We start from the raw sequence: 23,537 nt of genomic DNA, 5'->3' as shown, positions 1-23,537 counted from the left end.
GGGTGCCGCTGTACTTCCAGTCGCCGGCCATGATCCAGGACGTCCAGCCGGTGGTGCGGCTCCACGTCGCCCGGTACATGGAGCCGTCGGTGCCGGTGGCGAACACGTCGAGGGTGTTGGTGACCGGGTTGTGGACGACGGCCGGGGAGCCGGTGAACTGGCCTGAGGGGTTGAGGGTGAACGGGCCGTGCCAGCCGGCGCCGTCGGTGTTGTAGAGGTGGGCCATGACGCCGTCGGTGCGCAGGGCGAAGACCTCGGCCGTCCTGGTGTCCGGGTTGTAGACCGTGGTGGGGGTGCCGCTGTACTTCCAGTCGCCGGCCATGATCCAGGACGTCCAGCCGGTGGTGCGGCTCCACGTCGCCCGGTACATGGAGCCGTCGGTGCCGATGGCGAACACGTCGAGGGTGCTGGTGACCGGGTTGTGGACGACGGCCGGGGAGCTGGCGAACCGGGCGCCGTCGCCGAGGACGTGCCAGCCGGACCAGCCCTCGCCGTTGGTGTTGTAGGCGTGGATCAATGCGCCGTCGGTGCGCAGGGCGAAGACCTCGGCCGTTTTTGTGTCGGGGTTGTAGACGGTGTTGCGGCCCCCGGTGCGGGAGGTGGCCGTCGCGGCCCAGGTGGAGACGGTCTGCTGGATCCAGTCGCCGAGGTCGTCGGTGCGGGTCTCGTAGGCGCCGGTGCGGGTGGTCTCGGCGCTGCCGAGGCAGCCGTTCTGCCAGGAACGGCTGGTGAGCGCGGCGAGTTCGTCGTGGTCGCCGACCTTGCGCAGGGCGGGGCCGCCGGTGTCGCCCTTGCAGACGACGGCGTCCGCGGGGGCCTTGGCGGCGATGCCGATTCCGGTCGGGGCGACGGTACCGACGGTGAAGGCGGCGCTGTGGAGCCTGCCGGGAACCCACTCGGTCCTGGTGCGGCCGAAGCCCGCCACCGTCAGCTCATCGCCGGTGGCGGGTGCGGTGGTGGCCACAGCCACCGGGGTGATGTCGGTGACGGGGGTGGCGAGGCGGGCCAGGACAAGGTCGCGGTCGGTACGGGGAACGAGTTCGGCGACGTCCCGGACCTGGCCGGTCGTGGTGGTGAGGTCGGTGCGGCCGATGGTGGCGGTGGCCTTGAGAGCGGGCGGGCCGGTGGGGACGGTCGTCGGCTGGGCGGGGTTGTCGGCGAAGCAGGCGGCGGCGGTGACGACCCAGTACGGGTCGACCAGGGCCCCGGTGCAGGCACGCCCGCCGCTGCCGATGTCCAGCTTGGCCGCGTACGCGTAGGAGCCCGCGGGTGAGGTGTCACCGCTGACGGCCGGAGCGGGTCCGCCTGTCAGCAGGGCACCGGTCAGCACGGCGACCGTGACCGCCCCGGTCGTCCAGGCCGAATGTGATCGCGTGCGAAACATGGAGCGCTGTCCTTTCGTTGCCGTTTCGGCCAGGTCGAATTGATCTGCGCGGTGTCGGTTTTGCGTGGCAGTGGCCTTGCGTGCCCGGATCATCCGGTGATGCGGAGTTCGATCAGGACGGAACGCTTTCCACCGGGCAGGCTTTCGCCGACCGGTTCGACCGAGTTCGGGCCGATGTTCACCTGCTTTTCCTGGCCGGCCGCGACCAGCTTGGCACTGACGGAGCGGTCCTCGGTCCAGATGCCGTAGGCGTCCGGCAGTTCCATGGTGAGGTAGCCGGTCGTACCGGAAACGACGAAGCAGTATCCGAGCTTGTCGAGACGCGATTCGACGAAGATCTCGTTCCCCGCCTGGCAACTGGTCGGAACCGTGTGGCCGGGTCCCTCCTTGAGCAGGATGTGCCCGTCGCCCCGCTTCAACGTGATCTTGCGTTCCGTCAGGATGCGTTCGGCCTCCGGGTACTGGAAGTCCTCGACAGCGGTGGGCATGTCCGTGTCCGCCGATGCCGTGCCGGTCGTGGCCTGCGCGGCCGACAGGGACGCTAGCCCGATGCATGCCAGCAGAGCTCCGGTGGCGCCGACCACGAGAGCCGTGCGAGTGCGGGATTTGATCAAGGCAGTTCCTTCGATCCTGGCGGGACCAAGTTGATTCCGCAATGCCGGAAGGGGTGTTGGACGGCGGCGGAGCCAGCGTAAAGTACCAGCAATCTCCGCCACCATGAGGTTCGCGGAATCGGCCAAGAGCTCCGCCATTCGGCGACTTCTGGTCACGCCTCACGAATTCGTACAGCCCATTCCGCTTCTGATACTCGGCAAGCTTTCTCCGAAATACAGATGCACCATTTGGGAGGTATTGATTGTGAACCATCCCATCCGGCCCTTGGGAGCCCCCGCAGCCAGGGGGAGGAAGCGGTATCGCAGAGTCCGGCTATCAGTCCCTGGCCGCATATGCGCGGGCCTGCTGCCGCTGGCCCTCGCCGCCGCCCTGCTCGGCACGGCTCCCGCGTTCGCCACGGACCCCGGGCCCGACCCGAGCACTCCCGCACCAACAGACCGCAGCCGCGTCGTAAGCCTCTGGCTGCATGGTGGTCCCGGTGTGAAGGCCGCCGCCGAGACGGCACTCACCGGTACCGACGAGGACGTCAAACGTTTCCTCGACGCCGAGGCGGACCTCGCAGAGTACCACGACGAACGCGTCTCCGCGTACCAGATCTTCAGCCTCGGCGGCCCCGGGGTGCGCGAAGCCACCACCAAGGCCCTGAAAGGCACGCAGGAAGAGCTGCGCACCTTCCTCAAGGACGGCTGGCAGGCGCCGCTGGAGGCGGACCGCCGGATCGACGCGTTCCAGCTCATCGCCACCGGCGGAGTGAGCGTCAAGGAACAGGCCACCACCGCACTGCAAGGCACTCCCGAGGACCTGAAAAAGTTCCTCGAGCAAGGCCGCCTCGATGCCGCCGCGGTCGACGACCGCGCCCGCGTGATGCAACTTCTCGCGGCCGGCGGCCCGGCAATGAAGGAGGCCGCCAAGGTCGCCTTGCGGGGCACGCCCGCCGACATCGCCGAGTTCCTGTCGGTCGGCCAGTTCACCGCCCTGGCCAGGGATCAGGAACGCGCCACGATCTCCCAGTTGGCTGACCAGGCCGAGGAGGCCGGTCGGCAGGCCCAGATCGCCAAGGACGCCGCCAAGGCGGCCTCCGCCCGCGCGGTCGAGGCCTCCCGGCTGGCCAAGGAGTCCGCGGAGACCGCGGCCAAGGAGACCGAGGCGGCCGGCCAGGACCGGGCCCGCGCCTCAGCAGCAGCCGCCCGGGCCGCCGACGCGGCCCAGGGCGCCGCGGCCGCCGCCAGCCAGGCGGTCGCGGCCGCAGGTGCCGCCAACCAGGCCTCCCGCACCGCCGCCGGCGCGGCCGCCCAGGCCGCCAGCGCCGCCAGCGGAGCGGCCCTCGCCTCGGCCAACGCCCGCAAGGCAGCCAACGCAGCCGCCGCCGACCAGAGCCGGGCCGCCGAGGCCCGTCAGCGCGCCGAAGAGTCCCGCAACGCCGCCAGGGACGCCCAGCGCGCCGCAGATGCCGCAGAGCATGCGGGCGCCGCCTCCGACGCGGCGGGCGAAGCATCGGACGCGGCCAAGAGCGCCAGCGCCAACGCCAACGCGGCCGCCGGGTCCGCCGACAAGGCCGGCCGCCTGGCGAACGCCGCAGGCGCCAGCTCCCAGCGCGCCGAGGCCGCAGCCAACCAGGCCCGCCGCCAGGCCAAAGAGGCCGACCGGGCCGCCACCGCCTCCGGTGCCCTGGCACGCCAGGCTGCCCAGGCCTCCTACCAGGCCCGCGACGCCGCCCGCTCCGCCGCCACCCACGCCCAGAACGCCGCCACGGCCGCCGACCGGGCGGCCGAACACGCCGGCGAATCCGCGACGTCGGCCGCCGAGGCCACCCGCCAGGCCGAGGCGGCCCGCACCGCCGCCGAAACGGCGAGCACAGCGGTGACCACCGCAGGCAACGTCTACGAACTCGCCCGCAAGACCGAGACCGAGGACCTCACCGCCCGCACCGCCGCAGCCATCGTGGAAGCCCAGGCCCTGAAGACAGAGGAGGACGAGGCCACCGGCAACATCGGCACCTTCCTCGCCGACTGGAAAGCCCACGACCAAGAGGCCGCCGACCTGGCCGCCGAGGCCGCCCACCCCGACGCCGACCCCAAGGTTCTCGCGGCCAAGGGCCGCAAGGTCGCACTCCAGACGGCGAAGACCGGCGGCCCCTGGAGCCAGGAAGCCGCCAAGCTCGCCCTGTCCGGCCCCGACGAGACCGTCGTGGACTGGGTGCGCACCAGACGGCACAAGGCCGAACTGGACGACACGCGCCAGAACGTGCAGGAGATCGCTCAAGACAGCTCCGATGAGGCCGTACGCACCGCCGCCACCGAGGCACTGAAGGGCAGTGCCCAACAGATCGAGGCCTTCTTCACCACCGGCCAGCACGAGGCCGCGATCGCCGACAACCGCATCCGCGCCTACCAGCTGATCGCCGCCGGCGGCACCAGCGTCAAGGAAGCCGGCGAGAAGGCCCTGCGGGACGGCTCGCCGAAGGCCGTCGCCGCCTTCCTGATGACCGGCCAGTACACCGCCCGCCAGATCGACGAACGCGTCCAGGCCACCCAACTCCTCGCCGCCGGCGGCCCCGAGGCCCAGGCGCTGGCCAAAGTCGCCCTCGCCGGCCCACCAAGTCTCGTCACCTCGTTCCTGCAGACCGACCGCTACATGGCCGACCGCAAGGACCAGCTCGCCGCCACCCACGCCGAACAGATGCGCCACCTGATCGCCGAGGCCGCCCAGACCGCAGCCACGGCCCAGCAGGACGCCTGGGAAGCAACCGCAGCCGCGGCCGACGCGAGCAACGCTGCCGGAGAAGCCGAGACCGCCCGCAAACAAGCCGGCTCCTACGCGGCCCAGGCCGGCCGCTACGCCGCGGATGCCAAGACCTTCGCCCAGAACGCCGAAGCCTCCGCCACCCGCGCCGGCCAGTCCGCCGCCACCGCCCGCAACGCCGCCCAAGGCGCCGCCCGCGACGCCGGCAAGGCCACCGCCTCCGCAGGCCGCGCCTCCGCCTCTGCCGCCTACGCACGCTGGTCAGCCACAACCGCCCGCAACGCCGCGAACGACGCCTACGCCTCCGCACGGGCGGCAGGCCAGGACGCCAACGCCGCGCAGCAGGCAGCCGACCAGGCATGGGACATCGCTGTAGAAAAGGAGATCCAGGAACGCCAGGCCGAAATGGCCGCCGAAGAGAAGGAAATCCAAGCCGACGCCGCACAGCTCGAGGAGGAGACGAAGAAGGAACTGGAAGCGCAGATCCAGGCGGAAGTCCACAGGTACCTGCTCGCCCTGAACCCGCCCTGCTCCGTCGACGGACCGTACGATGCGGCAGGCATCTGGGCGTGCATGATGCACAGGAACCGGGTCCCGATCTTCCAGCCGAGCCCCCTCACGAACCTCCTCGGAGACCTGTCGTTCTTCTTCGACGGCGTCATCGACATGGCCCAACTCCTCAAAAGGGCTACGAAGGCCATCCTCGGCTTCGACACCGCCGAGGAATGCATCAAACAGAAGAGTGTCGCCGCATGCCTGGAAACAGCAGCCGGCCTCATCCCCTATGAACGGGCAGCAAAGCTCGCCCAACTCGCGAAGAAGGCCAAAGACGTCGAGGATGCCGCACGGGCAGCACGGCTCCGGAGAATCAGGACAGACTGCCTGAAGCCGAACAGCTTCCCCGCAGGCACCCGCGTCCTGATGGCAGACGGAACCACCCTCCCGATCGAGCAGATCCACGTCGGCGACCAGGTGTGGGCAACCGACCCCCAATCCGGCGAGGCTGGTGGACGCCGTGTGGATGCCACCATCTACACACCCGACGACCGGCAATTCACCGACCTCACCATCGCATCAACAGACGGCCTGAGCGGAACGCTCACCGCCACCGAGCACCACCCCTTCTGGGTGGAGCAGGACCGGAAGTGGGTCGACGCTGGCAACCTCAACCGGGGTGACACGCTACGCACCCTGGACGGAACCGCAGACGTCACCGAGGCCAGGAACCGCACCGGACTCGGCGCGGCTTACAACCTGACCGTCCAGGGACTCCACACGTACTATGTGCTGGCAGGGAATACGCCGGTTCTTGTACATAACTCTGGCCCTGAGTGCTTCGGCCTTGGCGGTTTCAAGGTTGGCGTAACCCCTGACGAAATCACCGAAATCAACCGCGCGTTCGGTGGCGAAACGCTTTTGAGCGGCTCCCCTGAGAACATGTTTGTTAACGCAAGTCGATATAACAGCTTCTGGGAGAAGTCCGCGGTTGTAATCCGGGACATTGCGGGAGGTCACATGTTCAACAACGGCAATAAGCGGACTGCACAAGCAGTCGTCGAGCAGTTGATGGAGCGCAACGGGGTCACGAGTGGCCCCACGTCCGCAGATCTGCGCAGCGTCATTGACAAGGTCGGCAAGGGCCAACTACACGATATTGGTGAAATTGCTTCAGCATTGAGGGGTTACTGACGGGAATTGAGACGATGGATATCGAGCTACTAATGGAGAACCTTGGCCGCTCCGGCGTCACCGTGATCCTCAAGGTGGATGACGAAAGGATAGCGGAAGACGGCGAACCGTGGACAGTTGTCATGTCAGGAAAGGGCGTGGGGGAGCAAGGATTTATCCGGGCCGAATCCTCCAGTCTCAACGATTGCCTCGAGCAAGCGCTAGACCGGCTGCGCACCCGTCCTGGCGATTGGGAATGGCTGGCTGAGATTTCCTGAGCCAATGCCGCGAGGCCTCACCGAACTTCGATTCGGTGAGGCCTCGCGACGTCTTGGCGGCAACGCTGACGGCAACGTCAGCAAACCGGGTTCTGCACTTGGCGGGTCGTTAGGGCTCTCGGTGGCTCGGAGGGCGTCGCCGAGGGTGCCGATGGCTTGGGGCTGGAGCCGGAGCCGGACATGGGCGTGCACCGCGGCAGTGACGCCGATGTGGGAGTCCTTGATCGCCACGAGCTCGAAGCTCGACCTCCTGTTCGAGGGGCAGCGCCGCGGCGGTGTGCCTGAGGTCGTGGGTGCGCCGTGAGGCGCTGTGGTTCGAGTGGAGGTGAGAGGCCTTCGCCGCTGACCCTGTCGCAGCAGGGCGGTGGAGCTGGGGGCAGCCTGATCCGGGTGACGCCGGGGAGGGTGGGAAGCAGCCCTGATAAAGCCGGGACGGGCCGGCACTGCCAGACGGTTCGGGTTCGGCGAGCGGGATGGAGAGGAGTACGCGAGGAACCGGCGTGTGACACCCCCTTGATTAGGCACCGGCTCGAACCTGGCGGATCTAGGCCGGGAGCGGTGCGTATCCCGTCGAGCGGGGGGGCGGGTAACTCCCAGGACGGTGGGCACGAGCCGTCCGAGCGGCCACGAGGAAGGTCTGCGGCGTACTCGTGGCGAGGCCGCAGGGCATAGTCGGGCTCCTGCTTCGTCGAGCGAACCACAGTGAACACGGGAACCGTCCCGGGTCTCGCCTTCCACGTCGCCTCCAGTGGCGAGGGTAGGGCTGGGCGCGTCGACCGCCGATCGGTCCGGGACGGGGCGGAGCCGCCGTAGTACTCCGAGGCCGGGAAAGCCGGCCACATGGGGAAGGGCGGCAGCGGTTTCGGGAAGGGAGGGACGCTGCAATGCCGGAAGCCTTCACCCCACTGCCGGATCGCATCCGCGGCCTGGCCCTGCGCCCATTCCAGGGTCGCTTCGAATGGTGCCCATCGTCCGACGGCCGCACGGTCCGGTCGTGGGGAGTCTGATCGGTATGGCTCAAGCAGCAGTGTGACGCCGATGCGGGACTGCACGGCCCCGCACTTCCGCCAGGCGCCGCGGTCACCTGGGCTCGATCGTCGGCGGGGCGTAGTGGCTACGGGGGCTGTCGGGGAAGGGGATCCTGACCCAGCGGCGGGCGGGCGGGCAGCTGCAGGCGCTGTCCCGCGGGGCTGGCAGCACGCAGGCGGTCGCTTCGGCGGGCGGGGCATAGCTCCCGGTGAGGACGAGCAGGAGGGCGTCGGGGGTTTCGAGGAGGCTGAACCAGTCACCTTCGGGTTCGGGATCGCGCAGCAGGGCGTCGACGGCTTCGTCGAGGGCTGTCGTGGTGACGGGTGTGCGCCACTGGCCGGTGGTTGCCCGGGCGAAGTCGCGTGCGGTCTCGACGGCGTCCGGGGTGCCGGGCAGGTGCCGGGCCGCCGCTCTGGGCACCCCCAGGCCCAGGGCCAGGTCACGGTTGAAGCGCGGGTGGGCGCGGTCCTGGGGCCCGGTCAAAGGTGTCCTCCGGTGCTGCGGGTGTCGGCGGGTGTCGGCGCAACGTTTCCCATCCGTCACGGGCCGCAACCGCCCCAGGGCGGTCAAGCGGAGGAGGCAGGAAGGCACCCGTTCGGAGGACATCACGTTCGAATCGGCGGCCGCTAGCATTCCCGGGCCAGGCATTTGCAATTGCACATGGGATTGCAGACGGCCTGAAGGTCCGCATGTCCGTGCGATAAGGGAAGGGGAAGAATCGAATGAATGTCGAAATTCCGGAGAACGGGGTCCGCGCCGATTCGCTGGACGTGGAGTGGGTGAAGAGCCCGAGCAGCCGCGCCGTGGGGAACTGCATCGAAGTCGGCCCGCTGCCGGACGGCTCCGTCGCCTTCCGCAACTCCCGCCACAAGGACGGACCCGCCCTTATCTTCAACCGCGACGAGGCCGCAGCGTTCGCCTGGGGCATGGAGAACAGGGCTTTCGACCACGTGTTCCACCCCTGATAGGCCCGGGTTCACGGGATCTATAGAACGGCGGGTATACGGGATGGGCGGCGTGGGATAGTACTTTCCCGAAACCGCGCCCTCAGGAGTGCCGTATGCCCGCCCACCCGGACCGTCCCGCACCGAACGACCCGGATGACGACGAGGTGCGCACGCTCCACTGGAGCGGACCGGTGGGCGCGGCGAAGGTCCTGGGCAAGGTGCTGCGCACGCTGCGCGAGGAACGGCGGCTGCGCCTGTCGGACGTCGCTCCCCGGATCCGGGCGTCGGCGTCGAAGCTGAGCCGGATGGAGCGGGGGGAGAACACCCCCTCCAAGCGCGACGTCGACGACCTGATCGCGTTCTACGGTGTCGGCCCCGACCTCCGCGCGCACGTCGGCGTGCTGCTGGAACGCGTCATGGCGGGACCTTTCGCCGCCGAGTACGCCGACATCACGCCCGGCTGGTTCAAACGCATGATCGGCTTGGAGGTCGAGTCCGCCAGCATCAAGTACTGGGAGGGCGGCGTGGTGCCCGGACCGCTGCAGACATTCGACTATGCGCATCGGATGATCAGGGCCGGCCTGCCACGGGCCCCCGAGGAGGAGATCGAGCGCCGGGTGAACCAGCGCATGGACCGCACCCGGCTGCTGGACGACACCGAGCGCACGGTCATGGCCCTGCTCGACGAGAGCGTGCTGTACCGCAACACCGGCGGCCCCGAGGTCATGATCGGGCAGCTGGAGCACCTCAAGGAACTCGGCCTGCGGCCGAACGTGAGTGTCGCGATCCTGCCGTTCACCGCCGACGTCACCCCGCCGGCCGGCGCCTTCACCCACCTCGCCTTCGAGTACGGCGGGCCGAGCGATGTCGTCTACGTCGAGGGCCCCGGCATCGGGGCCACCTACCTGAGCAAGGACCCCGACGTCGAGCGCTACGCGGACCTGCTGAACACCCTGATGTTCCACGTGGCCGACTACGAGGTCGGCCTCGCCCTGATCGACAAGGCCATCGGGGTCCACCACGACAGGATGCGTGCCCCCGGTCAGTGAGCCCTGGCCACGCCGCCGAACTCCGTCCACTCGTCGCTCGTCTGCGCCGGCCGGGCTCCGGCCGCATCCGGGCGCCACTGCGACACCTCCACCACGCCGGGGGCGAGGATCTCCATGTCCTCGAAGTAACTTTCGACGTCCTCCTCGGTGCGGACCTCCCCCCAGTGGCCGTGGGTAAGATCGGCCATCAGGTCCGTGATCCGCCGGCGGACCTCGGGCCGGGGGCTGACGAGCTGGGAGATTGCCATGTAGGCGGGGGCGCCGGCGGGCAGCCGCTCGCGGACCTGGCGCACGAGCCGCGCGGGCGGGACGTACCCCTGGTCCGGGATGCAGTGCAGCACGGAGACGAACAGCGCCGCCGTCGGCTCGCCGGGCAGGATCAGATCCCGCACGGCCTTGCTGGCGAAGATCTTCTCGGTGTCGCGCATATCGGCGTGGACGACGGCCGCATTCGGGTTCCCGGCCAGCACGGTCCGCCCGGTGTGCATCACCATCGGGTCGTTGTCGACGTACACCACCCGGCAGTCCTCGTGGATCTCCTGCGCTATCTGGTGCACGTTGTGCTGGGTCGGCAGGCCCGAGCCGTGGTCGATGAACTGCCGCACCCCGTAGTCCCGCACCAACGTCTGCACCGTGCGCACGAGGAACGCCCGGTTGATCGCCGCGACCTCCACGCTGCTCGGCGCGACCTTCAGCAGATCGCGTACCCCGTCGCGGTCCGACTGGAAGTGGTAATGCCCGCCCAACAAGAGGTCGTACATGCGTGCGACGCTCGGGACAGCCGGATCGTACGTGAGGGGAGAAACGATTTCCGCATCCGGCTCCAAAGCGACCACCCCTGGCTCGGCCCCACCGATCGACGTGCCCATGCTAGGGCGGTATATGACGCTGCACCAGATTGTTAAGCAACTCCGGAACCCGTAAGGCTTAACCTCGGGCGGATGTTTTGGCGCACGTGAGCGAAGGGGTGGCGCAGGTACGAAATCCCGCGCCACCCCTTCGCGCCACGCCCGCCGCAGCAGCCGCGGCGCTCACACCCTCGTGGGGCCGAAGGCGAGTTCGCCGACCAGGGCGCGCGGCAGCCCCCGCTCGGCGGCGAGCACCAGCCCGGCCGCCGCCGACGGCTCCACACCCATCAGGTCCGCGGCCTCGGTCAGCCGCATCCCCAGCCGGTAGTGCAGGACCGCCGCATCGGCCACCGCGACGGGCAGCAGGCGGTGCAGCACGTCCACCTCGCCTTGGTCGCACGTCTCCCGGCCGCGCAAAGACACCGCCTCACGCAGCAGCACCCACGCACCGGCTGCGGGACTGCGCTCACACACCAGACGGGGCCAGCACGCCGCCAACGCCTCCACCACCTGGTCGACCGCCCCGCCGGCGGCGGGCGTGCGGCCCAGCCGGGCCACCGCATACCTCCGGTACGGGCCCCGGCGGCGCTCGACGAACGCGCCCAGGCCCGCCGCCTCAGCCCCCGTCACGATCTCCCCCTTCCGGCACGGCCGCGCGGGCGAAGCAGCCGGACGGCCCGAACTCATCCGAGTAGACGGACGCGAGCGCCGCGTAGTGCACACGCTCCCAGTACGGGCGCAGGTCGCCGGGGTGCCCTCCCAGCGCCGCGGCCACCTCGCTGACCACCGACCAGTCGGGCACCGTCTCGCCCGCCAGCAGCGAGCGCACCACTTCTGCCGACACCCCCCGGGCGAGGGCGCACACGGCCTGCGCATCGGGCTGCCCTGCGGCCAGGTGCAGCCCCCGGATCGCCTGGACCAGCTGGTCGGCGGCGCCCGCCACCGACACCCGCCCCGCCCTCGCGACCCCCTGGGCCACCTCCCACAACAGCCGCAGTTCCTCCGGCACCCCGCCGAACGCCTCCGCCAGCATCAGCAGGACCGGCCACGTCGGCACCCGGTCCCCGGCGAGGATCCGCGAGACGTACGACGGCGAGCACTCCGCCATCTCCGCCGCGTCCTGCAAACTCACCCCGCTGCGCTCCTGCAGCGCTGTCAGCGCCGCGGCGAGCAGCCGTGCACGGGGCCCCGGCTCCGCCTCCGCCTCCCTGCGCCAGGCCTGCGCCTGTACGACCGGCGCCCCACCCGGGACGGGCTGCGCCTGACGGTTCGAACGCCGGCTCAGCTGCTGTTCCACCCGCCGCGGGGCCCACCGGCGCCGGGCCGAGTCCGGCTGGACGCCCAGCGCGGCCGCGATCTCCACCCACCCGGCCCCCGCAGCCCGTGCGTCGTTGACGGCCGCCGCCACGTAGTGGTCGGTGTCAACCCGCAGGTCCCGCACACACGCCAGCCTCACCGTCAGCGGCGCCCGGCGCGCCTGAGCCTCCAGCAGCCGGCCCGCGACCATGTGCATGTCCTCCGCCACCAGCTGCCCCATGCCCCCGGCCGCCCGGGCCGGGCGGCGTGCCGCGGCCTTGGCCGCGTCCCGCTGGCGCTGCGCCTGCCTCTGGCACGCCACCGCGTGGTACTCCCGGGGCCGTCCGGCCTTGACCGGCCGCTGGAACACCTCCCCGCAGGACGGCAGCGCGCACTCCACCATCACCGAATCCGCCATCTTCACCCGCTCGTTTCTCTCTCCCTCAGCGGCATTTCCACCCCCGGGGACGGACCGCGGCACGCGGAACCCCCCGAGCCGGTGGCCGGGGTGCGCTCACCGCGGTGGGCACACCCCGGCCACCCCTGCTACGGGTGCAGCCGCAACCGCCGGAACTGGCATCGCGCCTGACCGGCGGCGGTGACCAGAAAGCCGACTCCGGCGAACTGCCACCCCGACAGCCCGTTGGCACATGCCAGCGGCACAGCAGCGGCCGAGGCGAGGGAAGCGAGGGAGACCGAAACTCCCCAGTAATCAAAGCCGGACCGCTTTCGGGCCGGCAGCGGGACACTGGTACGTTCGGTGGTGATCACGGGGCGAATAGACCGCCCCGTGAGGGCGTGGCGGTGCATGGCACTCCTCCGCTCGGGCCCCGGCCATGGTGTGGCGACACCGCAGGCCGGGGCTCTCGTAACTGACGCTTCAAAAGGTACTCCCCCGCAGAACCAGATTGCACCACGGATACCCAGCGCCTGCGCTGCACGTGCGGATGGGAATGACATTCCCGGCGCGATTCCATCTCGTTTGCAGATCTTGCATCGGTACCGGTCCCGGTCCTACCTCGGCATCGAATTCAATCAGGAACGAGCATTTTCGGACACCTTTCATTTGCCATCGACCTTAAAGAGTCAACTCCCGGACTGGAGCGCCATGGGGCGACTACAGGCCTGTAAACGGGCGAGGCGGATTCCGATATCCGTCGAATTGCAGATGCAACCAACCGGACGATGGCAGTCCACATAATTGTGATGCATGTCACATGATGTGGAGGGTGGGGGCCGCTCCGTCCAGCACCGACGTCGTAGCCGCCGCGGTCGACAGCGAGCCATCGGGCGCCGTCCCCGGCGGCGCCGGGATCGCCCTCAAGCCGGCCGACGCCCATCTGGGCTGTCCACGGACACAGCACCCCGGATGCGCCGGTTGGCCCACCAGGCCTCCTTGGGAACACCGGCACCTGCCAGCACGTCAGAATGCCGTGTGGCCCGGCAGTGTGCCGGCAGAACGAAGACAGGACGTCATGACCCGCTACAGCATCGACCCCGACCGCCGTGAGCTGATCGCCGCCTGGGGAACAGGCGAGGGCGACCTCGCCACCCGGGTCGCCTCCCTCCCCGCCGGGACCGCTGACTCCGTTCTCCTGGGACTGGCCCGCGCGCTCAGCCACCTGTCCGAGGCCGCCTGGCGCACCTACACCCACCCCGCCAGCGCCGCCGGCTCCCTGGAGCCCAACACCGAGGGCTGGCGCCGCGAGCAGGAACGCGGACGCTTCGGCGAGGTCGCGGACGCGATCACCAAGCCGAACCTGCCCAGCGGCGGCTCGATGATCGTCTCCTACAGCCGCCTGCTCGAATCCGCCCACCAGACCGGCCTCGCCCTCCACGAACTCGGCGACCCGGCGCTGACGGAGGCCGTCCTCGCCGAGGCCGCCACCGAGCTCGCCGCCGTGGAGAACGCCGAACTCGGCGACCTGACCGGCCGCGCCCAGCAGGCCGTCCTGCTCAGCCGCGAGGACGCCTCCCCCGTCCAGGTCGCCGCCGCGAACCGACTCCTCGAACAGGACCCCTTCGGGTCATCCGAGCTGTTCTCCCAGGTCGACCCCACCGCAGCCGCCGTCGCCGCCGCCCACTGGCTCGCCGCCGCAGCCGAGGTCACCGCCGATATCTCCGGCCACGACCTTGACCAGGTCGTCCAGGAAGCCGACAACATCGAGGCCCTCCCCCACGAGACCCCCACCCTCGTCCTCGGCCTCATCGACGCCGGCGCCACCCCGCACGAAGCTGTCACCGGCCTCGTGCGCCACGCCCTGCGCATCACCGACGGCCTGCTGCCCGACCCCGACGCCCTGCGCGAGCAGCTCGACGACCTGGAGGAGACCCTCGCCGACTACGGCGACGACGCACCCGACCTCGCCGACGTCGAACTGCGCCTGACCCCCCTCGACCCCAGGCGTCCGGCCCGCGACCTCCTCGAAGACCTCCTCACCGGTATCCACGCCTGCTGGCTCCTCCACAGCGAGTACGACGACCTCGACGACGAGGACGACGACACCAGCGCAGAAGACTGGACCGACGAACAGGCCGAACAGCACCAGCAGCGCAGCCGTGAGCGCTTCGCCCACCTCGTCCGCGAAACCGCTGCCCACCACGAACCGCTCATCTGATCGCCAGCCCCAGCTGCGAGCACGCTGCCTGGAGGTGTGGATCAGGTCGGTGGACGACCTCGACCGGCCGATGCCACTGCTTCGCGCCTCCTACGAGGCGGTTACATAGGCACACCCAACGACCCCGGGTTCTCCCGCCGAGGCGGGAGAACCCGGGGTCGTTGCAACAACCATAAGAACCCAAAGCTCCTGACCTGGGCCTTAGGAATGGGCCACCAGGGGCTCGAACCCTGAACCTACGGATTAAACGTCCGCAGCTCTGCCAATTGAGCTAGTGGCCCGCGGAGGCCAGAGCATGCCGGATGGTGCCGCCCCGTGCCGCCGAATCCAGCATTTGCGCAGATCAGATTGCATGCGAGTCCTCGATGCGCGCCACACCTTCATCATTTCGCCATGGACATGCCTCGCGATGTGACGCCGTGTGCCAGATCGTCCGAAGGCGTCCGGTCACACCTGGGACACACCGTCGATGCCATGCCGAGCGTTGCCGAGCCACACTCCCCTTCCCCGCCGACACATCAACACGGTCATCCCGGATCAAGAACTCACCTTGGAGAGTTCGAACAACTCCGAGTCTCGCAGGCCCAGACGGCGAGGAGACGGTCAGGTTCTATTCCCTGCCGTCAAGCATTGAGAGATGTGCAATATGCACTAGTTATCGACACTTTGAGTGGATAGGTTGCTTTTCGCCCTGCTGGATTGGTCCTGCAGGGGTGGGCCAAGGGGGGACCATGACGTTGAGGGTCTTTCGCACCGATGGTGACCGCGCGGAGGAGATCGTGGGGTCCACCATCGCCTTGGAGCGACACCTGCAGTCGTACATCGAGCGGAACATGGCGGCCATGCTCGGTGTGCGCTTCCTGGACACCGAGGTGTCGACCGGTCCGGTACACGGTGGGCGGATCGATTCGCTCGGTCTGGACGAGGACGGCTCCCCAGTGGTGATCGAGTACAAGCGGTCCCGGGACGAGAACGTGATCAACCAGGGGTTGTTCTACCTGTCCTGGTTGCGCGACCACCGGCACGGCTTCGAGTCCCTGGTAGCGCAGAAGCTCGGCCGGGAATCCGCAGAATCGGTTGACTGGACGAGCCCGCGGATCATCTGCGTGGCCTCGGAGTTCAGCCGGTACGACCAGCACGCCGTCCGCGAGATCGATCGCCGCATCGACCTCGTCCGGTACCGGTGCTTCGGTGACGGCTTGCTGTCGCTCGACCTGGTGGTCTCGACCGCCGGCTCCGGTGCTCGGGCGGCACGTACGGGCGCCGCCGTCGCACCCGCGGCGCGCTCGACGGTCTCCCAGCGGCTGGCCGGCGCGGTGGCGGCGGTACGGGAGCTGTACGCCGATCTGGACGGACGACTGCTGGATCTCGGGGACGTGCACAGCGTCGAGCTGCGGCACTACATCGCCTACCGTCGGGGTGGGAACTTCGTGACGGTGAAGGTGCTCTCCAATGGGCTGCGGCTGTTCCTCCGTCTGGCTCCGGCGTCCGTGGAGCTGGAGCCCGGGTTCACGCGCGACGTCTCGGGCATCGGCCACCACGGGACCGGCGACCTGGAGGTGCGGATCGGGTCCGTGGACGACCTCGACCGAGCGATGCCGCTGCTTCGCGCTTCGTACGAGGCGGTCGCGTAAGCGCACCCAGCAGCCCGGGTTCCCCTGTCTCGGTGGGAGGACCCGGGCTGTTCCGGCCCCTGCCGACGGGGCGGCACGGAACCGCGGGGTGGTGGCGGACCGGTCCTCAGCCGGTACGACGAGCGGCGGGTGGGCAGCGTTGGCCTGGGCCGATCAGACGGTCGCTTCGGACCCGCGCCAGCAGTGGACACGGGAGTCGGGTGGGGTGCCTCTCTGGCCGGTCCATGTGGCCCCAAGGTCAACGCGTGTGCTGTTGCGCCTTGTTGTCCCCGGTGGCCGCGGTGTTCGGGTGGGGCTTGGGCTCTCCGTGCGCGGTCGTGACGGATCGGGCCCGGGCGGCGGCCATCCGCGTCGGCGACGTGGCTCGGTGCCGGGTTTCGAGCGGGCGGACGTCGAGGTAGACGAGGTGCTCGGAGGTGAGGTCTCGCCCGAGGCGAGCCACGGGCGTGGGATCAACCAAGGCCTTGGTAACGCCGGCCAGCAGTTCCACGGGCACGTCCGCCGGCATCTTCAGGTACCAGCCTTCCTTCTGGCCAGGACCCAGGCTGCCGCCGCTGACCACCCAGTCGGTGCTCTGGTGGTCCGGCTTGATCCAGCGGGTGATGCTGGCCATCTCGCCATCCGGTGCTGTCCAGCGGAGCAGGCGGCGGCTGCTGACGCTGTTGTCCCACCCGGCGGCGATCACGTGGTCGAGGGCCTCCACGTTGGGGAAGGTCGGGCGCAGCAGGCTGTCCGGCTTGGATGCGAGGGTGGCGGCGAGGGCTTCGTGGAAGGCGGCGACCACCTCTGGTGGCGTGTGGTTGTCCGCTGTGGACCACCACCGTTCTCCGCTGGCTCCGGCTTGGTGGTGGGCTGTTGTCCAGGAGGTTCCGGTGCTGTCGGTCCTGGCTCTCGCGCTCACCTGCGTGCACGGGCTGGTGTACACCGTTGCGCCGCCGGGTTCCTGGGTCACCGTCCAGCCTCGGTCGCGAAGCGGCGCTGCGGCGAGGTCGCGGCTGTGGTGGCCGGGTCCTGCGAGGTAGAGGGGGCTGACGAGGGCCAGGGGCTCGGGTCCGCTCGGCCGCTCGAAGAGCAGTGCGGCGCGTTTGGCCGCATCGTTGATCAGCTTCTCCGTGCGGCTGTTCGCTTCCTCCCGTTGTTGGTACGGCAGAGTTCCCCACGTTCGGGGTTCGGCGTGATCTGCTGTGCCGGGGATGATCTGGTCCCACATGGCGTCGCTGAGCGCCGAGGAGTCCCAGGACATCCTGCGCTCGCTCACCCACGCCGCGGCTGCCCGGAGGTCATCGTTGGTGAACCACAGGTCCCGGAGCGGGGTTTCGACCCGCGGCGTCGGGAGCCTGCTGGTCCGACGGGGGGCCGAGCCGGCCTCGGGCTCTCGGCCGAACAGGACGGGTGCGCGGCGGGCGGCATCGACGACCATGTCGGTGACCAGGGTGTACGCGAGGTGCTTCTGGTCGTCGGGCAGGTCGTTCCATGTGCGGCCCGTGGTCACCGAGCTGCTGGGGATGACCTGATTGCTGATCATGTCGGCGTCCTGGAAGTCCTCGATGGACTCCATCGCCTCCGCCGACAGGTCGATGGCGATGGCGAGCAGGTCTTCGTCGGTGTACGGCGGGGCCTCGGGTCTGGTCGAGGGTTGGTCGGTCGCCGTGTTCTCGGGGCTGCCGTTCGTGGCCTGTTCGCCGAGGTGCTCCAGCAGTTCCTCGTGCAGCCAGTCGCGGTTGCGCTTGAGCGGCGTGGGGTCGGTGAGGGCGCGGGCGAGCGCGTCGACTACGACGGTGGGTGTGCCGGTCGTCGCCATGGCCTGCCAGAACGGCGGCTCTCCGCCGTTGCCGCGAGGCCCGATCTCGACGTACAGGTGGGGTCTGGCCATCAGGTCGAGCGCGTCGCCGGGCGGGTCGATACGGATCTGGGCTCGGGCGAGGCGGTCGGGGGCCTCCAGGTCGAGGAGGCCGTCGCGGTAGGTGCTGCGCCAGCCGGCGTCCTGGAGCGTACGGATCATGGTCCGGCGGTCCGTGGGGGCCTTGAGGGCGGGGTGGCTCTCGCCGGTCCAGTCGATGCCGGAGCCGGTGCGGGCGAGTTCCTCGGCGACGGCCGCGACGAACTCGGACGGGGTCTGCTTGGAGAAGGCGAGCTGCCACTGGGGCGGGGCAAGTGGCTCCCGAGAGGCCGCGATGTGCCACCAGGCGCCTGGGTCGAGCTGCCCGTCGGCGAGCCGGAAGCGGTGGTCCGGGCTCCACGCGAACGACTGGCTCAGCGACGGCACGTTGCTGTGGCCCCAGCCCCACTGCTCGACGAGCCGCTCGAAGGGCGCGTTGCTGAGCTCGCGGCCGGCCAGGTAGGCGGGGGCGACGTCGATCAGCGAGTCCGGGTCTTCGGGGATGTCGGTACTCCTGGGGTTCTGGGGATGGCGGCCGTGGGGTTGGGCGGTGGTGTGCACTGTGTGCTGTGGGCGCGTGCGGCGGTCTGCCTCGCCTGGCGTTCCAGCCACCAGGTCAGGTCGGGGTCGATGCCGAGGTTGGTGTGGCCGGCCGCTGCCAGGAGGTCCGCTGCGTACTCGATCCGCAGGAGGGCATCCTCGGGGTGGGTGTCGGCGGGGAGTTCGTGCATGCCGAGGTCGGGGAGGTAGGTGAAGCCGGCTTGCTCCAGGGGGCGGGCTGCGTCGGGGTGCCGGTGCGGGCTTCCGGCGATGGCGACGACGATGGTGCCGAAGGTGCCGAAGGTGATGTCTGCCATCAGCGTGCCCGGCGCGGGTCCGGCTTTCCGGGTACGACTGGTGCGGGGCGCTCCACCGGGGTCGGTGCGGCGGGGCGTGCCTGGGTGGTGGCGACTGCCGCGTGGCGCCTCGGGTGCGGGGCGCGGCCGTCCTCGTCCAGGGCTCCGAGGGCCTTGATGCGCACCGCGGTGTCGATCAGCTGCCTGTGGGTGTGGTCGAGGGCGCGGGCGTGCTCGGCGAGGATGTCGGACAGGTCGTCGCCGGGTACGTGACCGAGTCTGGCGGCCCAGCCACCGAGGGCGCCGGTGAAGGAGGCGAGGCGGGCCAGGGCACCGTTGTCACCGAAGACGGCGTCGGCGTGCCGGGCCACGGCGTCATGGTCCTGGCCGGGCTCGGTGAGGCGGCCGGTCAGCTCGGCGAGTTCGCGGCCGGGGTCTGGCGAGCGGGTCGTGACGAAGACGGCGGCGGGTGGCGCCGGGGCGCCGAACCTGGCGTCGAGGTCGACAGCGAACCCGAACTCGTGCAGGGCGTTCGCCGCGTCGACCGTGGTGGCGCTCTGCCGCTCCTCATCGAAGTAGGAGGGGAGGCGTAGTTCCATGCTGTCGCCGTCGGTCTTCAGTTCGGTGAACGCGTGCTTCTGCAGCACCGTCAGCGCATGGCTGGAGCCGGGGCCGGTGACGACGGCACGCCCCTCCGACGAGCGGGTGAACGTGTAGGTGGGGATCGAGTAGGCGATGGTGGTGTCCTTGCGGGTCGTCCGGCAGCCGGCGGGTCTGCCGGGTACGGCGATTGGGCGGCTCCAGCCCCCGTTGTCGACGAGGCCGACGGCGCGGTTGGCGTCTTCAGCGGTGCCTGGTTGCACTACGGGGCGACCTCGTTGGCGTCGGCAGGTGTCCGGGTTCGGTGGAGTCCGCGGTGTCGCCGGCCAGGCCGGCGGTCAGCGGCTGCGGTGGGTCAGCGGTGGCGGGCAGCGGAAGTGGTGGAGGTCCACACGACGGTCGACGGCATGGGCAACGGCGCCCTCTGGGGCCGGGCGGCGGCCGAGCGCAGCCGGGCGGCTGTGCGCTGGATGTCCAGTGGGCTGGGCGCGGGCGGGGTGACTGGTGTGATCGTGGCTGTCTGCTTGGCGTAGGGGTCGAGCGCGTCCCGGTAGCGCAGGACGGGTGCGGGGTCGAGCAGTGCCGTGGAAGCGGCGTGAAGGATGCGGGCGGGCGTTGCCCCGCTGAATCTCCCGTACCAGCCTGCGGACTTGACGGTGCCGATGGTGAACTTGCCGTCCTGGCCGGCTTGTTCGGCGTCGTCGGCGCGCAGGAGTCCTGCTCGCCGGTAGGTGATGCTCGCCAGGCGGTCCGGGGATCTCATGGTGAGGCGATCACGGTCGACGCCTTGGGGGGTCCATCCGGCTGCGGCGTAGGGGGCGATCCACTCCAGGGGGCCAGCGGGGCGCTCGTCGAGCCAGGTGTCGTTGTCCGCGCTGTACATGGCGGCGAGTTCGGTGGTGACGGCCTTGACGATCTCGATGGGGGTGCCGTCGGAGAAGTTGGCGACCCAGCGGGGTGGCGAGAAGGGGGCCGGGGCGACGGCGATCTTCCACAGGGTGTTCCAGTCCTGTTCGGGGATGAACCCGGTGCGGATGCGCCCGTCCGTGGTGGCGGCGTAGAAGTTGCCGAGGTCGTCGTGGTGCCGTTCGGTGTTCGGCAGGTCGAGGATGGGCTGGAGCGCGGGGTCTCCGATGGGCAGGCTTCCGGCCAGGTAGACCGGGTGGACGTGGACGTCGCCGTCGACGTCCGTCCGATGTCGGGGGTGCGGAGTGGTGCTCAGGTCGTCCTTCCTGCCGGTCGGGTGGCGGCGGCCTGCACTGCTGCGGCGGCTGCGGCGTTCCACCGTTCGACGGGGATGTCGGCCAGGGCGGTGCGCCCGGTGGCGGTGGCGGCCGCGGATCGCGGTGAGCCCTTGTGGGGCCGGACGTCCACCACGCCGAGGTGAGCGGTGGGGACTTCCGCGAGGCGCCGTAGGCTGGGCTGCGGGTCGGTGAGGTGATCCAGGGCCGCGGTGATCAGGCGGGTGGGCGTGTTCTTGGAGAAGTGCGCCTGCCACGCCGTTCGGATGGTGTCGTCGCCGGTCCTGCGGGCCCAGAGGGTGACCCCAGCCGGATGGTCGCGGCTCCAGGACGCGTCGTGGAACGCTCCTCCGTCCCAGCGGATCAGCCCGGTGGTGGCATCGAGCGACCGGAACGCCATTTCCGAGGGGGTGCTGACGTCCAGCCAGTCGGACTCGCACATCTGGGCCAGCAGGGTATCGCGGGTGTTGCTCCTGCCCCAGAACGCTTCGTCCTTCACGGCGGGGCTGCTGTAGGAGAGGGCGTGGGAGAAGGTGCTGGCGACAGCGAGGGCGATCTCGTGCGGGGCGTCCAGGTCGAAGGTGGCGTGCCAGGCGCGCTCGCCCACTGGGGATTCGTATCCGGCGAGCGTCCAGCTGGAGTAGCGGCCGCCGGGCTCGTGGTCGAGCCGGATCCGACCGGTGAGGCAGTCGCTCACGGCGACGCTGGTGTCTCCGCCGTCGCAGGAGTACCGGGACCAGCCCTGGTGCTCGGCGAGGAAGGCCTCGAACGCCTCGGTGACGGTGTCCGGGTGGCCGGGCCCCGCGAGGTAGCCGGGGCTCACCACGACGTGCCGCTCGCCCTGGGCGGTGCTGGGGTCGAGCTGGTCATCGGCCACAGGCGGGCTCCGGTCGACGTCGGGCCACCGGGTGGGTGCGCAGGGCTGCGCGGTGGAGCATCGGGATCCGGGAAGCCCGGCGGGTGTAGCGGCCGGGGTCGGTGACGGTGCGCAGGGTGGCCATGATGACGCTGGTCGGCACGTTGCGGCTGAACTCGGCCGTCCACCAGGTGGCTTCGTGGCCGCGGGCGCCGGCGGTGAGGGTGTAGGCGAGGTCGCGGGCGTCGCCGTGGCCCTCGGCGGCGGCGCGATGGATCCGCAGGGCGGCGGTGCCGTCGGGCGCGTCGAGGGTGGGGCTGCAGCACCGGGTGCCGGCGCTCCAGCCGGCACAGGCTGCCTCCATGTGGAGAGCGTCGAAGGTGTCGGCGTGGGAGGTGCGGCTCCACAGGTGCTGCTCGCGTTCGGCGCGGGTGGGCTGGCCCGTACCGTGAGCGAGGCGGCGGGCCGCGGCCATGACCACTTCGGCCGGTGTGGCCGCGTCGAACGTGGCGTGCCAGGCGAGGCCGGAGGCAACGGTCCACCGGGGGGAGGTGCTGCCCTCGGTCGGGTCGAGGATCACGATTCCGGTCCCGCTCTCGTGGAAGGCGACCAGGTTGTTGTCCTCCACGGTCAGCAGCCAGTCGTCTCGTCCCGTGGTGAAGGCAAAGAGCGTGTCGAGGTCCTCGCCGGGGCCGGCGAGGTAGCCCGGGAAGACCGTCATCGGCATGTCGTGGGACGGGGTGGTGTGCGTCATCGGGTGGTGGCTCCATCGGGTGGTGGGGCGGCCCCGGGGTGGTCCGGGGCCGCTGGGCCGGGGTTCTGCCGGATCGGCCGGGGTGGCCGCGGAGGCCGTCAAGTGCCTCCGGCGGCTACGCCGGGTCCTGGTCGGCGCTGTCGGCGGCGCGCTTGGCCTCGGCGAGGCGTTCCTCGGCGATGTCCGCGTAGTGCTCGGTCAGTTCGATGCCGAGGAAGCTCCGGCCTTCGAGGAGCGCCGCCACGCCGGTCGATCCGGATCCTGCGGTGAAGTCGAGGACCGTACCGCCCGGCGGGCAGATCTTGACCAGGTCGCGCATCATGCCGACGGGCTTCTGCGTGATGTGCCGGCGCTTGCTGCCCGAGGGCTGGCTGCCTTCGAGCAGGCCCTTGAGGTAGACGGGGTTGCGGTCGCCGTCCATCGCGCCCTTGGAGCCCCAGACCACGAACTCCGTGTTCTGCGTGAAGCGGCCCTTCTGCGGGCGGGCGGCCGGCTTGTACCAGGGCACGATGCCGCGCCAGGTCCAGCCGCCGGCCTGGAGCGCGTCCGTGGTGACGGGCAGTTGCCTCCAGTCGGTGAACACCGCCGCGGTGCCGCCGTCGACGGTCAGCCGGTAGGCCTCGGCGAGCAGCTGCGAGAGCCAGAACCCGTACGACCGCTGGTCCTTGTTCTCGCCGGGGAAGTCGGGGAGCTGGTTCTTCGAGCCGGCGGTGGTGTACTTCGCCTTCGCGCTGCGGCCGACGCGCTCCTGGGTCGTGCGCCCGCCGCTGTTGTACGGGGGGTCGCAGATGACGCAGTCGGCCGCTCCGGTCGGCAGGCCGCTCAGGAGGGTCAGGGCATCGCCCCGGAGAAGGGTGTAGTCGGTCAAATGTCCTCTTGGGGATCAGGGGGTGTGCGGATCCGCCGCCGGATCTATTCCGGCTGCGGTCGGCGCATAGAAAGAGACCGAAGCGCAGGCGGCTACCGGGTCTCCTTCGAAGGTAGGAGTCGGAATGGCTTTTTTGCAAGGAGTTCGGAAATTTCCGCGAATTTTTCCGATCTCCTTGCACGATAGCTATTCCGGCTCCTACCTTCGAAGACGTCGCCAAGCGCTGTGACCAGGCTGGATGGGCGGATGAACCCCCATCTGGATTCCTTGGCCGGCCGCGACTTCCCCTCTTTCGCAAGTGCACCGGAACGCCTTTTCGCGCCCCGGTTGCACACCCCCACGATCGGAGATTCCCCTTGCCGGGACTTCACCTCTTCATGCCTTCCGATGGCCCG

20 protein-coding genes and 1 tRNA gene are annotated in these 23,537 nt (G+C 70.0%); 6 read left to right on the top strand and 15 right to left on the bottom strand.

All coding sequences use genetic code 11. The features are described 5' to 3' along the window. On the bottom strand, positions 1-1,384 hold a 1,384-nt coding region (locus ACZ55U_RS15390), incomplete at its 3' end, for a trypsin-like serine protease (RefSeq protein WP_465526429.1). 89 nt (positions 1,385-1,473) lie between these two features. Continuing rightward, entirely contained in the window at positions 1,474-2,136 is a 663-nt protein-coding gene (locus ACZ55U_RS15385; protein ID WP_465526529.1) for a hypothetical protein, read from the bottom strand. On the opposite strand from ACZ55U_RS15385, the gene ACZ55U_RS15380 reads away from it, so the two are divergent. Further along, positions 2,102-6,430 (top strand): polymorphic toxin-type HINT domain-containing protein, encoded by a 4,329-nt coding sequence (locus ACZ55U_RS15380; RefSeq protein WP_465526427.1) that lies wholly within the window; start codon positions 2,102-2,104, stop codon positions 6,428-6,430. The two genes, ACZ55U_RS15385 and ACZ55U_RS15380, sit on opposite strands and share 35 nt — an antisense overlap. Positions 6,431-6,444: 14 nt before the next feature. After that, the gene (locus ACZ55U_RS15375; RefSeq protein ID WP_465526426.1) at positions 6,445-6,687 is read left to right on the top strand and encodes a hypothetical protein; all 243 of its coding nucleotides are present in this window, start codon (positions 6,445-6,447) and stop codon (positions 6,685-6,687) included. A 1,080-nt stretch (positions 6,688-7,767) separates the two neighbouring features. Here the strand turns inward: ACZ55U_RS15375 and ACZ55U_RS15370 are convergent. Continuing rightward, complete coding sequence (locus ACZ55U_RS15370; RefSeq protein WP_465526424.1) at positions 7,768-8,199, bottom strand: hypothetical protein; 432 nt, start codon at positions 8,197-8,199, stop codon at positions 7,768-7,770. 239 nt (positions 8,200-8,438) lie between these two features. Here ACZ55U_RS15370 and ACZ55U_RS15365 point away from each other — a divergent pair, with 239 nt between their 5' ends. Then, the gene (locus tag ACZ55U_RS15365) at positions 8,439-8,681 is read left to right on the top strand and encodes a DUF397 domain-containing protein (RefSeq protein ID WP_465526422.1); all 243 of its coding nucleotides are present in this window, start codon (positions 8,439-8,441) and stop codon (positions 8,679-8,681) included. A 95-nt stretch (positions 8,682-8,776) separates the two neighbouring features. Beyond that, on the top strand, positions 8,777-9,712 hold the full coding sequence (locus ACZ55U_RS15360) for a helix-turn-helix domain-containing protein (RefSeq protein ID WP_465526420.1): 936 nt from the start codon (positions 8,777-8,779) through the stop codon (positions 9,710-9,712). Here the strand turns inward: ACZ55U_RS15360 and ACZ55U_RS15355 are convergent. The 4 genes from ACZ55U_RS15355 to ACZ55U_RS15340 form a co-directional block, all read right to left on the bottom strand. Next, positions 9,706-10,539 carry an SAM-dependent methyltransferase gene (locus tag ACZ55U_RS15355; protein WP_465526523.1) on the bottom strand — a complete coding sequence of 278 codons (834 nt, stop codon included), beginning with the start codon at positions 10,537-10,539 and terminating at the stop codon, positions 9,706-9,708. The genes ACZ55U_RS15360 and ACZ55U_RS15355 overlap by 7 nt on opposite strands. Before the next feature lie 204 nt (positions 10,540-10,743). Continuing rightward, entirely contained in the window at positions 10,744-11,190 is a 447-nt protein-coding gene (locus tag ACZ55U_RS15350) for a hypothetical protein (protein ID WP_465526418.1), read from the bottom strand. After that, positions 11,177-12,274 carry a helix-turn-helix domain-containing protein gene (locus ACZ55U_RS15345; RefSeq protein ID WP_465526521.1) on the bottom strand — a complete coding sequence of 366 codons (1,098 nt, stop codon included), beginning with the start codon at positions 12,272-12,274 and terminating at the stop codon, positions 11,177-11,179. Before ACZ55U_RS15345 ends, ACZ55U_RS15350 begins: the two co-directional genes overlap by 14 nt. A gap of 128 nt (positions 12,275-12,402) precedes the next feature. Further along, entirely contained in the window at positions 12,403-12,627 is a 225-nt protein-coding gene (locus ACZ55U_RS15340) for a hypothetical protein (protein ID WP_465526416.1), read from the bottom strand. Positions 12,628-13,331: 704 nt separating this feature from the next. Here ACZ55U_RS15340 and ACZ55U_RS15335 point away from each other — a divergent pair. Beyond that, positions 13,332-14,474, top strand: coding sequence for a hypothetical protein (locus ACZ55U_RS15335; RefSeq protein WP_465526414.1), 1,143 nt, complete (start codon positions 13,332-13,334; stop codon positions 14,472-14,474). Positions 14,475-14,682: 208 nt separating this feature from the next. Here ACZ55U_RS15335 and ACZ55U_RS15330 read toward each other — a convergent pair. Beyond that, positions 14,683-14,755: transfer RNA gene (locus tag ACZ55U_RS15330), tRNA-Lys, on the bottom strand. A 450-nt stretch (positions 14,756-15,205) separates the two neighbouring features. Here ACZ55U_RS15330 and ACZ55U_RS15325 point away from each other — a divergent pair. Next, complete coding sequence (locus ACZ55U_RS15325; RefSeq protein ID WP_465526412.1) at positions 15,206-16,108, top strand: DUF5655 domain-containing protein; 903 nt, start codon at positions 15,206-15,208, stop codon at positions 16,106-16,108. A 238-nt stretch (positions 16,109-16,346) separates the two neighbouring features. Here the strand turns inward: ACZ55U_RS15325 and ACZ55U_RS15320 are convergent, their stop codons facing one another. The 7 genes from ACZ55U_RS15320 to ACZ55U_RS15290 form a co-directional block, all read right to left on the bottom strand. Beyond that, positions 16,347-18,548, bottom strand: coding sequence for an SPDY domain-containing protein (locus ACZ55U_RS15320; RefSeq protein WP_465526410.1), 2,202 nt, complete (start codon positions 18,546-18,548; stop codon positions 16,347-16,349). After that, positions 18,467-18,844 (bottom strand): hypothetical protein, encoded by a 378-nt coding sequence (locus ACZ55U_RS15315; protein ID WP_465526408.1) that lies wholly within the window; start codon positions 18,842-18,844, stop codon positions 18,467-18,469. Before ACZ55U_RS15315 ends, ACZ55U_RS15320 begins: the two co-directional genes overlap by 82 nt. Next, complete coding sequence (locus ACZ55U_RS15310) at positions 18,844-19,686, bottom strand: hypothetical protein (RefSeq protein WP_465526406.1); 843 nt, start codon at positions 19,684-19,686, stop codon at positions 18,844-18,846. Before ACZ55U_RS15310 ends, ACZ55U_RS15315 begins: the two co-directional genes overlap by 1 nt. A 92-nt stretch (positions 19,687-19,778) precedes the next feature. Next, a complete protein-coding gene (locus ACZ55U_RS15305) occupies positions 19,779-20,708 on the bottom strand; it encodes an SPDY domain-containing protein (RefSeq protein WP_465526404.1) in 930 nt (309 codons plus the stop codon). Then, positions 20,642-21,541, bottom strand: coding sequence for an SPDY domain-containing protein (locus ACZ55U_RS15300; protein WP_465526402.1), 900 nt, complete (start codon positions 21,539-21,541; stop codon positions 20,642-20,644). Before ACZ55U_RS15300 ends, ACZ55U_RS15305 begins: the two co-directional genes overlap by 67 nt. Beyond that, positions 21,531-22,274 (bottom strand): SPDY domain-containing protein, encoded by a 744-nt coding sequence (locus ACZ55U_RS15295; protein ID WP_465526400.1) that lies wholly within the window; start codon positions 22,272-22,274, stop codon positions 21,531-21,533. The genes ACZ55U_RS15300 and ACZ55U_RS15295 overlap by 11 nt, the downstream gene beginning before the upstream one ends. Positions 22,275-22,389: 115 nt before the next feature. Then, entirely contained in the window at positions 22,390-23,142 is a 753-nt protein-coding gene (locus tag ACZ55U_RS15290) for a DNA-methyltransferase (protein ID WP_465526398.1), read from the bottom strand. Positions 23,143-23,537: the final 395 nt, after the last annotated feature.

The sequence above is a fragment of the Kitasatospora sp. NPDC034533 genome (assembly GCF_055575155.1).
Note: the sequence above shows the minus strand (reverse complement) of the source record. Positions and strands in the feature narration are given on the sequence as shown.

What these genes read in the sequence shown, in the direction of transcription:
- ACZ55U_RS15385 (WP_465526529.1), bottom strand. Translation starts at nt 2,136, where the DNA reads ATGGCGGAGCTCTTGGCCGATTCCGCGAACCTCATGGTGGCGGAGATT.
- ACZ55U_RS15380 (WP_465526427.1), top strand. Translation starts at nt 2,102, where the DNA reads ATGAGGTTCGCGGAATCGGCCAAGAGCTCCGCCATTCGGCGACTTCTG.
- ACZ55U_RS15295 (WP_465526400.1), bottom strand. Translation starts at nt 22,274, where the DNA reads ATGACGCACACCACCCCGTCCCACGACATGCCGATGACGGTCTTCCCG.
- ACZ55U_RS15335 (WP_465526414.1), top strand. Translation starts at nt 13,332, where the DNA reads ATGACCCGCTACAGCATCGACCCCGACCGCCGTGAGCTGATCGCCGCC.
- ACZ55U_RS15325 (WP_465526412.1), top strand. Translation starts at nt 15,206, where the DNA reads ATGACGTTGAGGGTCTTTCGCACCGATGGTGACCGCGCGGAGGAGATC.
- ACZ55U_RS15375 (WP_465526426.1), top strand. Translation starts at nt 6,445, where the DNA reads ATGGATATCGAGCTACTAATGGAGAACCTTGGCCGCTCCGGCGTCACC.
- ACZ55U_RS15315 (WP_465526408.1), bottom strand. Translation starts at nt 18,844, where the DNA reads ATGGCAGACATCACCTTCGGCACCTTCGGCACCATCGTCGTCGCCATC.
- ACZ55U_RS15360 (WP_465526420.1), top strand. Translation starts at nt 8,777, where the DNA reads ATGCCCGCCCACCCGGACCGTCCCGCACCGAACGACCCGGATGACGAC.
- ACZ55U_RS15345 (WP_465526521.1), bottom strand. Translation starts at nt 12,274, where the DNA reads ATGGCGGATTCGGTGATGGTGGAGTGCGCGCTGCCGTCCTGCGGGGAG.
- ACZ55U_RS15365 (WP_465526422.1), top strand. Translation starts at nt 8,439, where the DNA reads ATGAATGTCGAAATTCCGGAGAACGGGGTCCGCGCCGATTCGCTGGAC.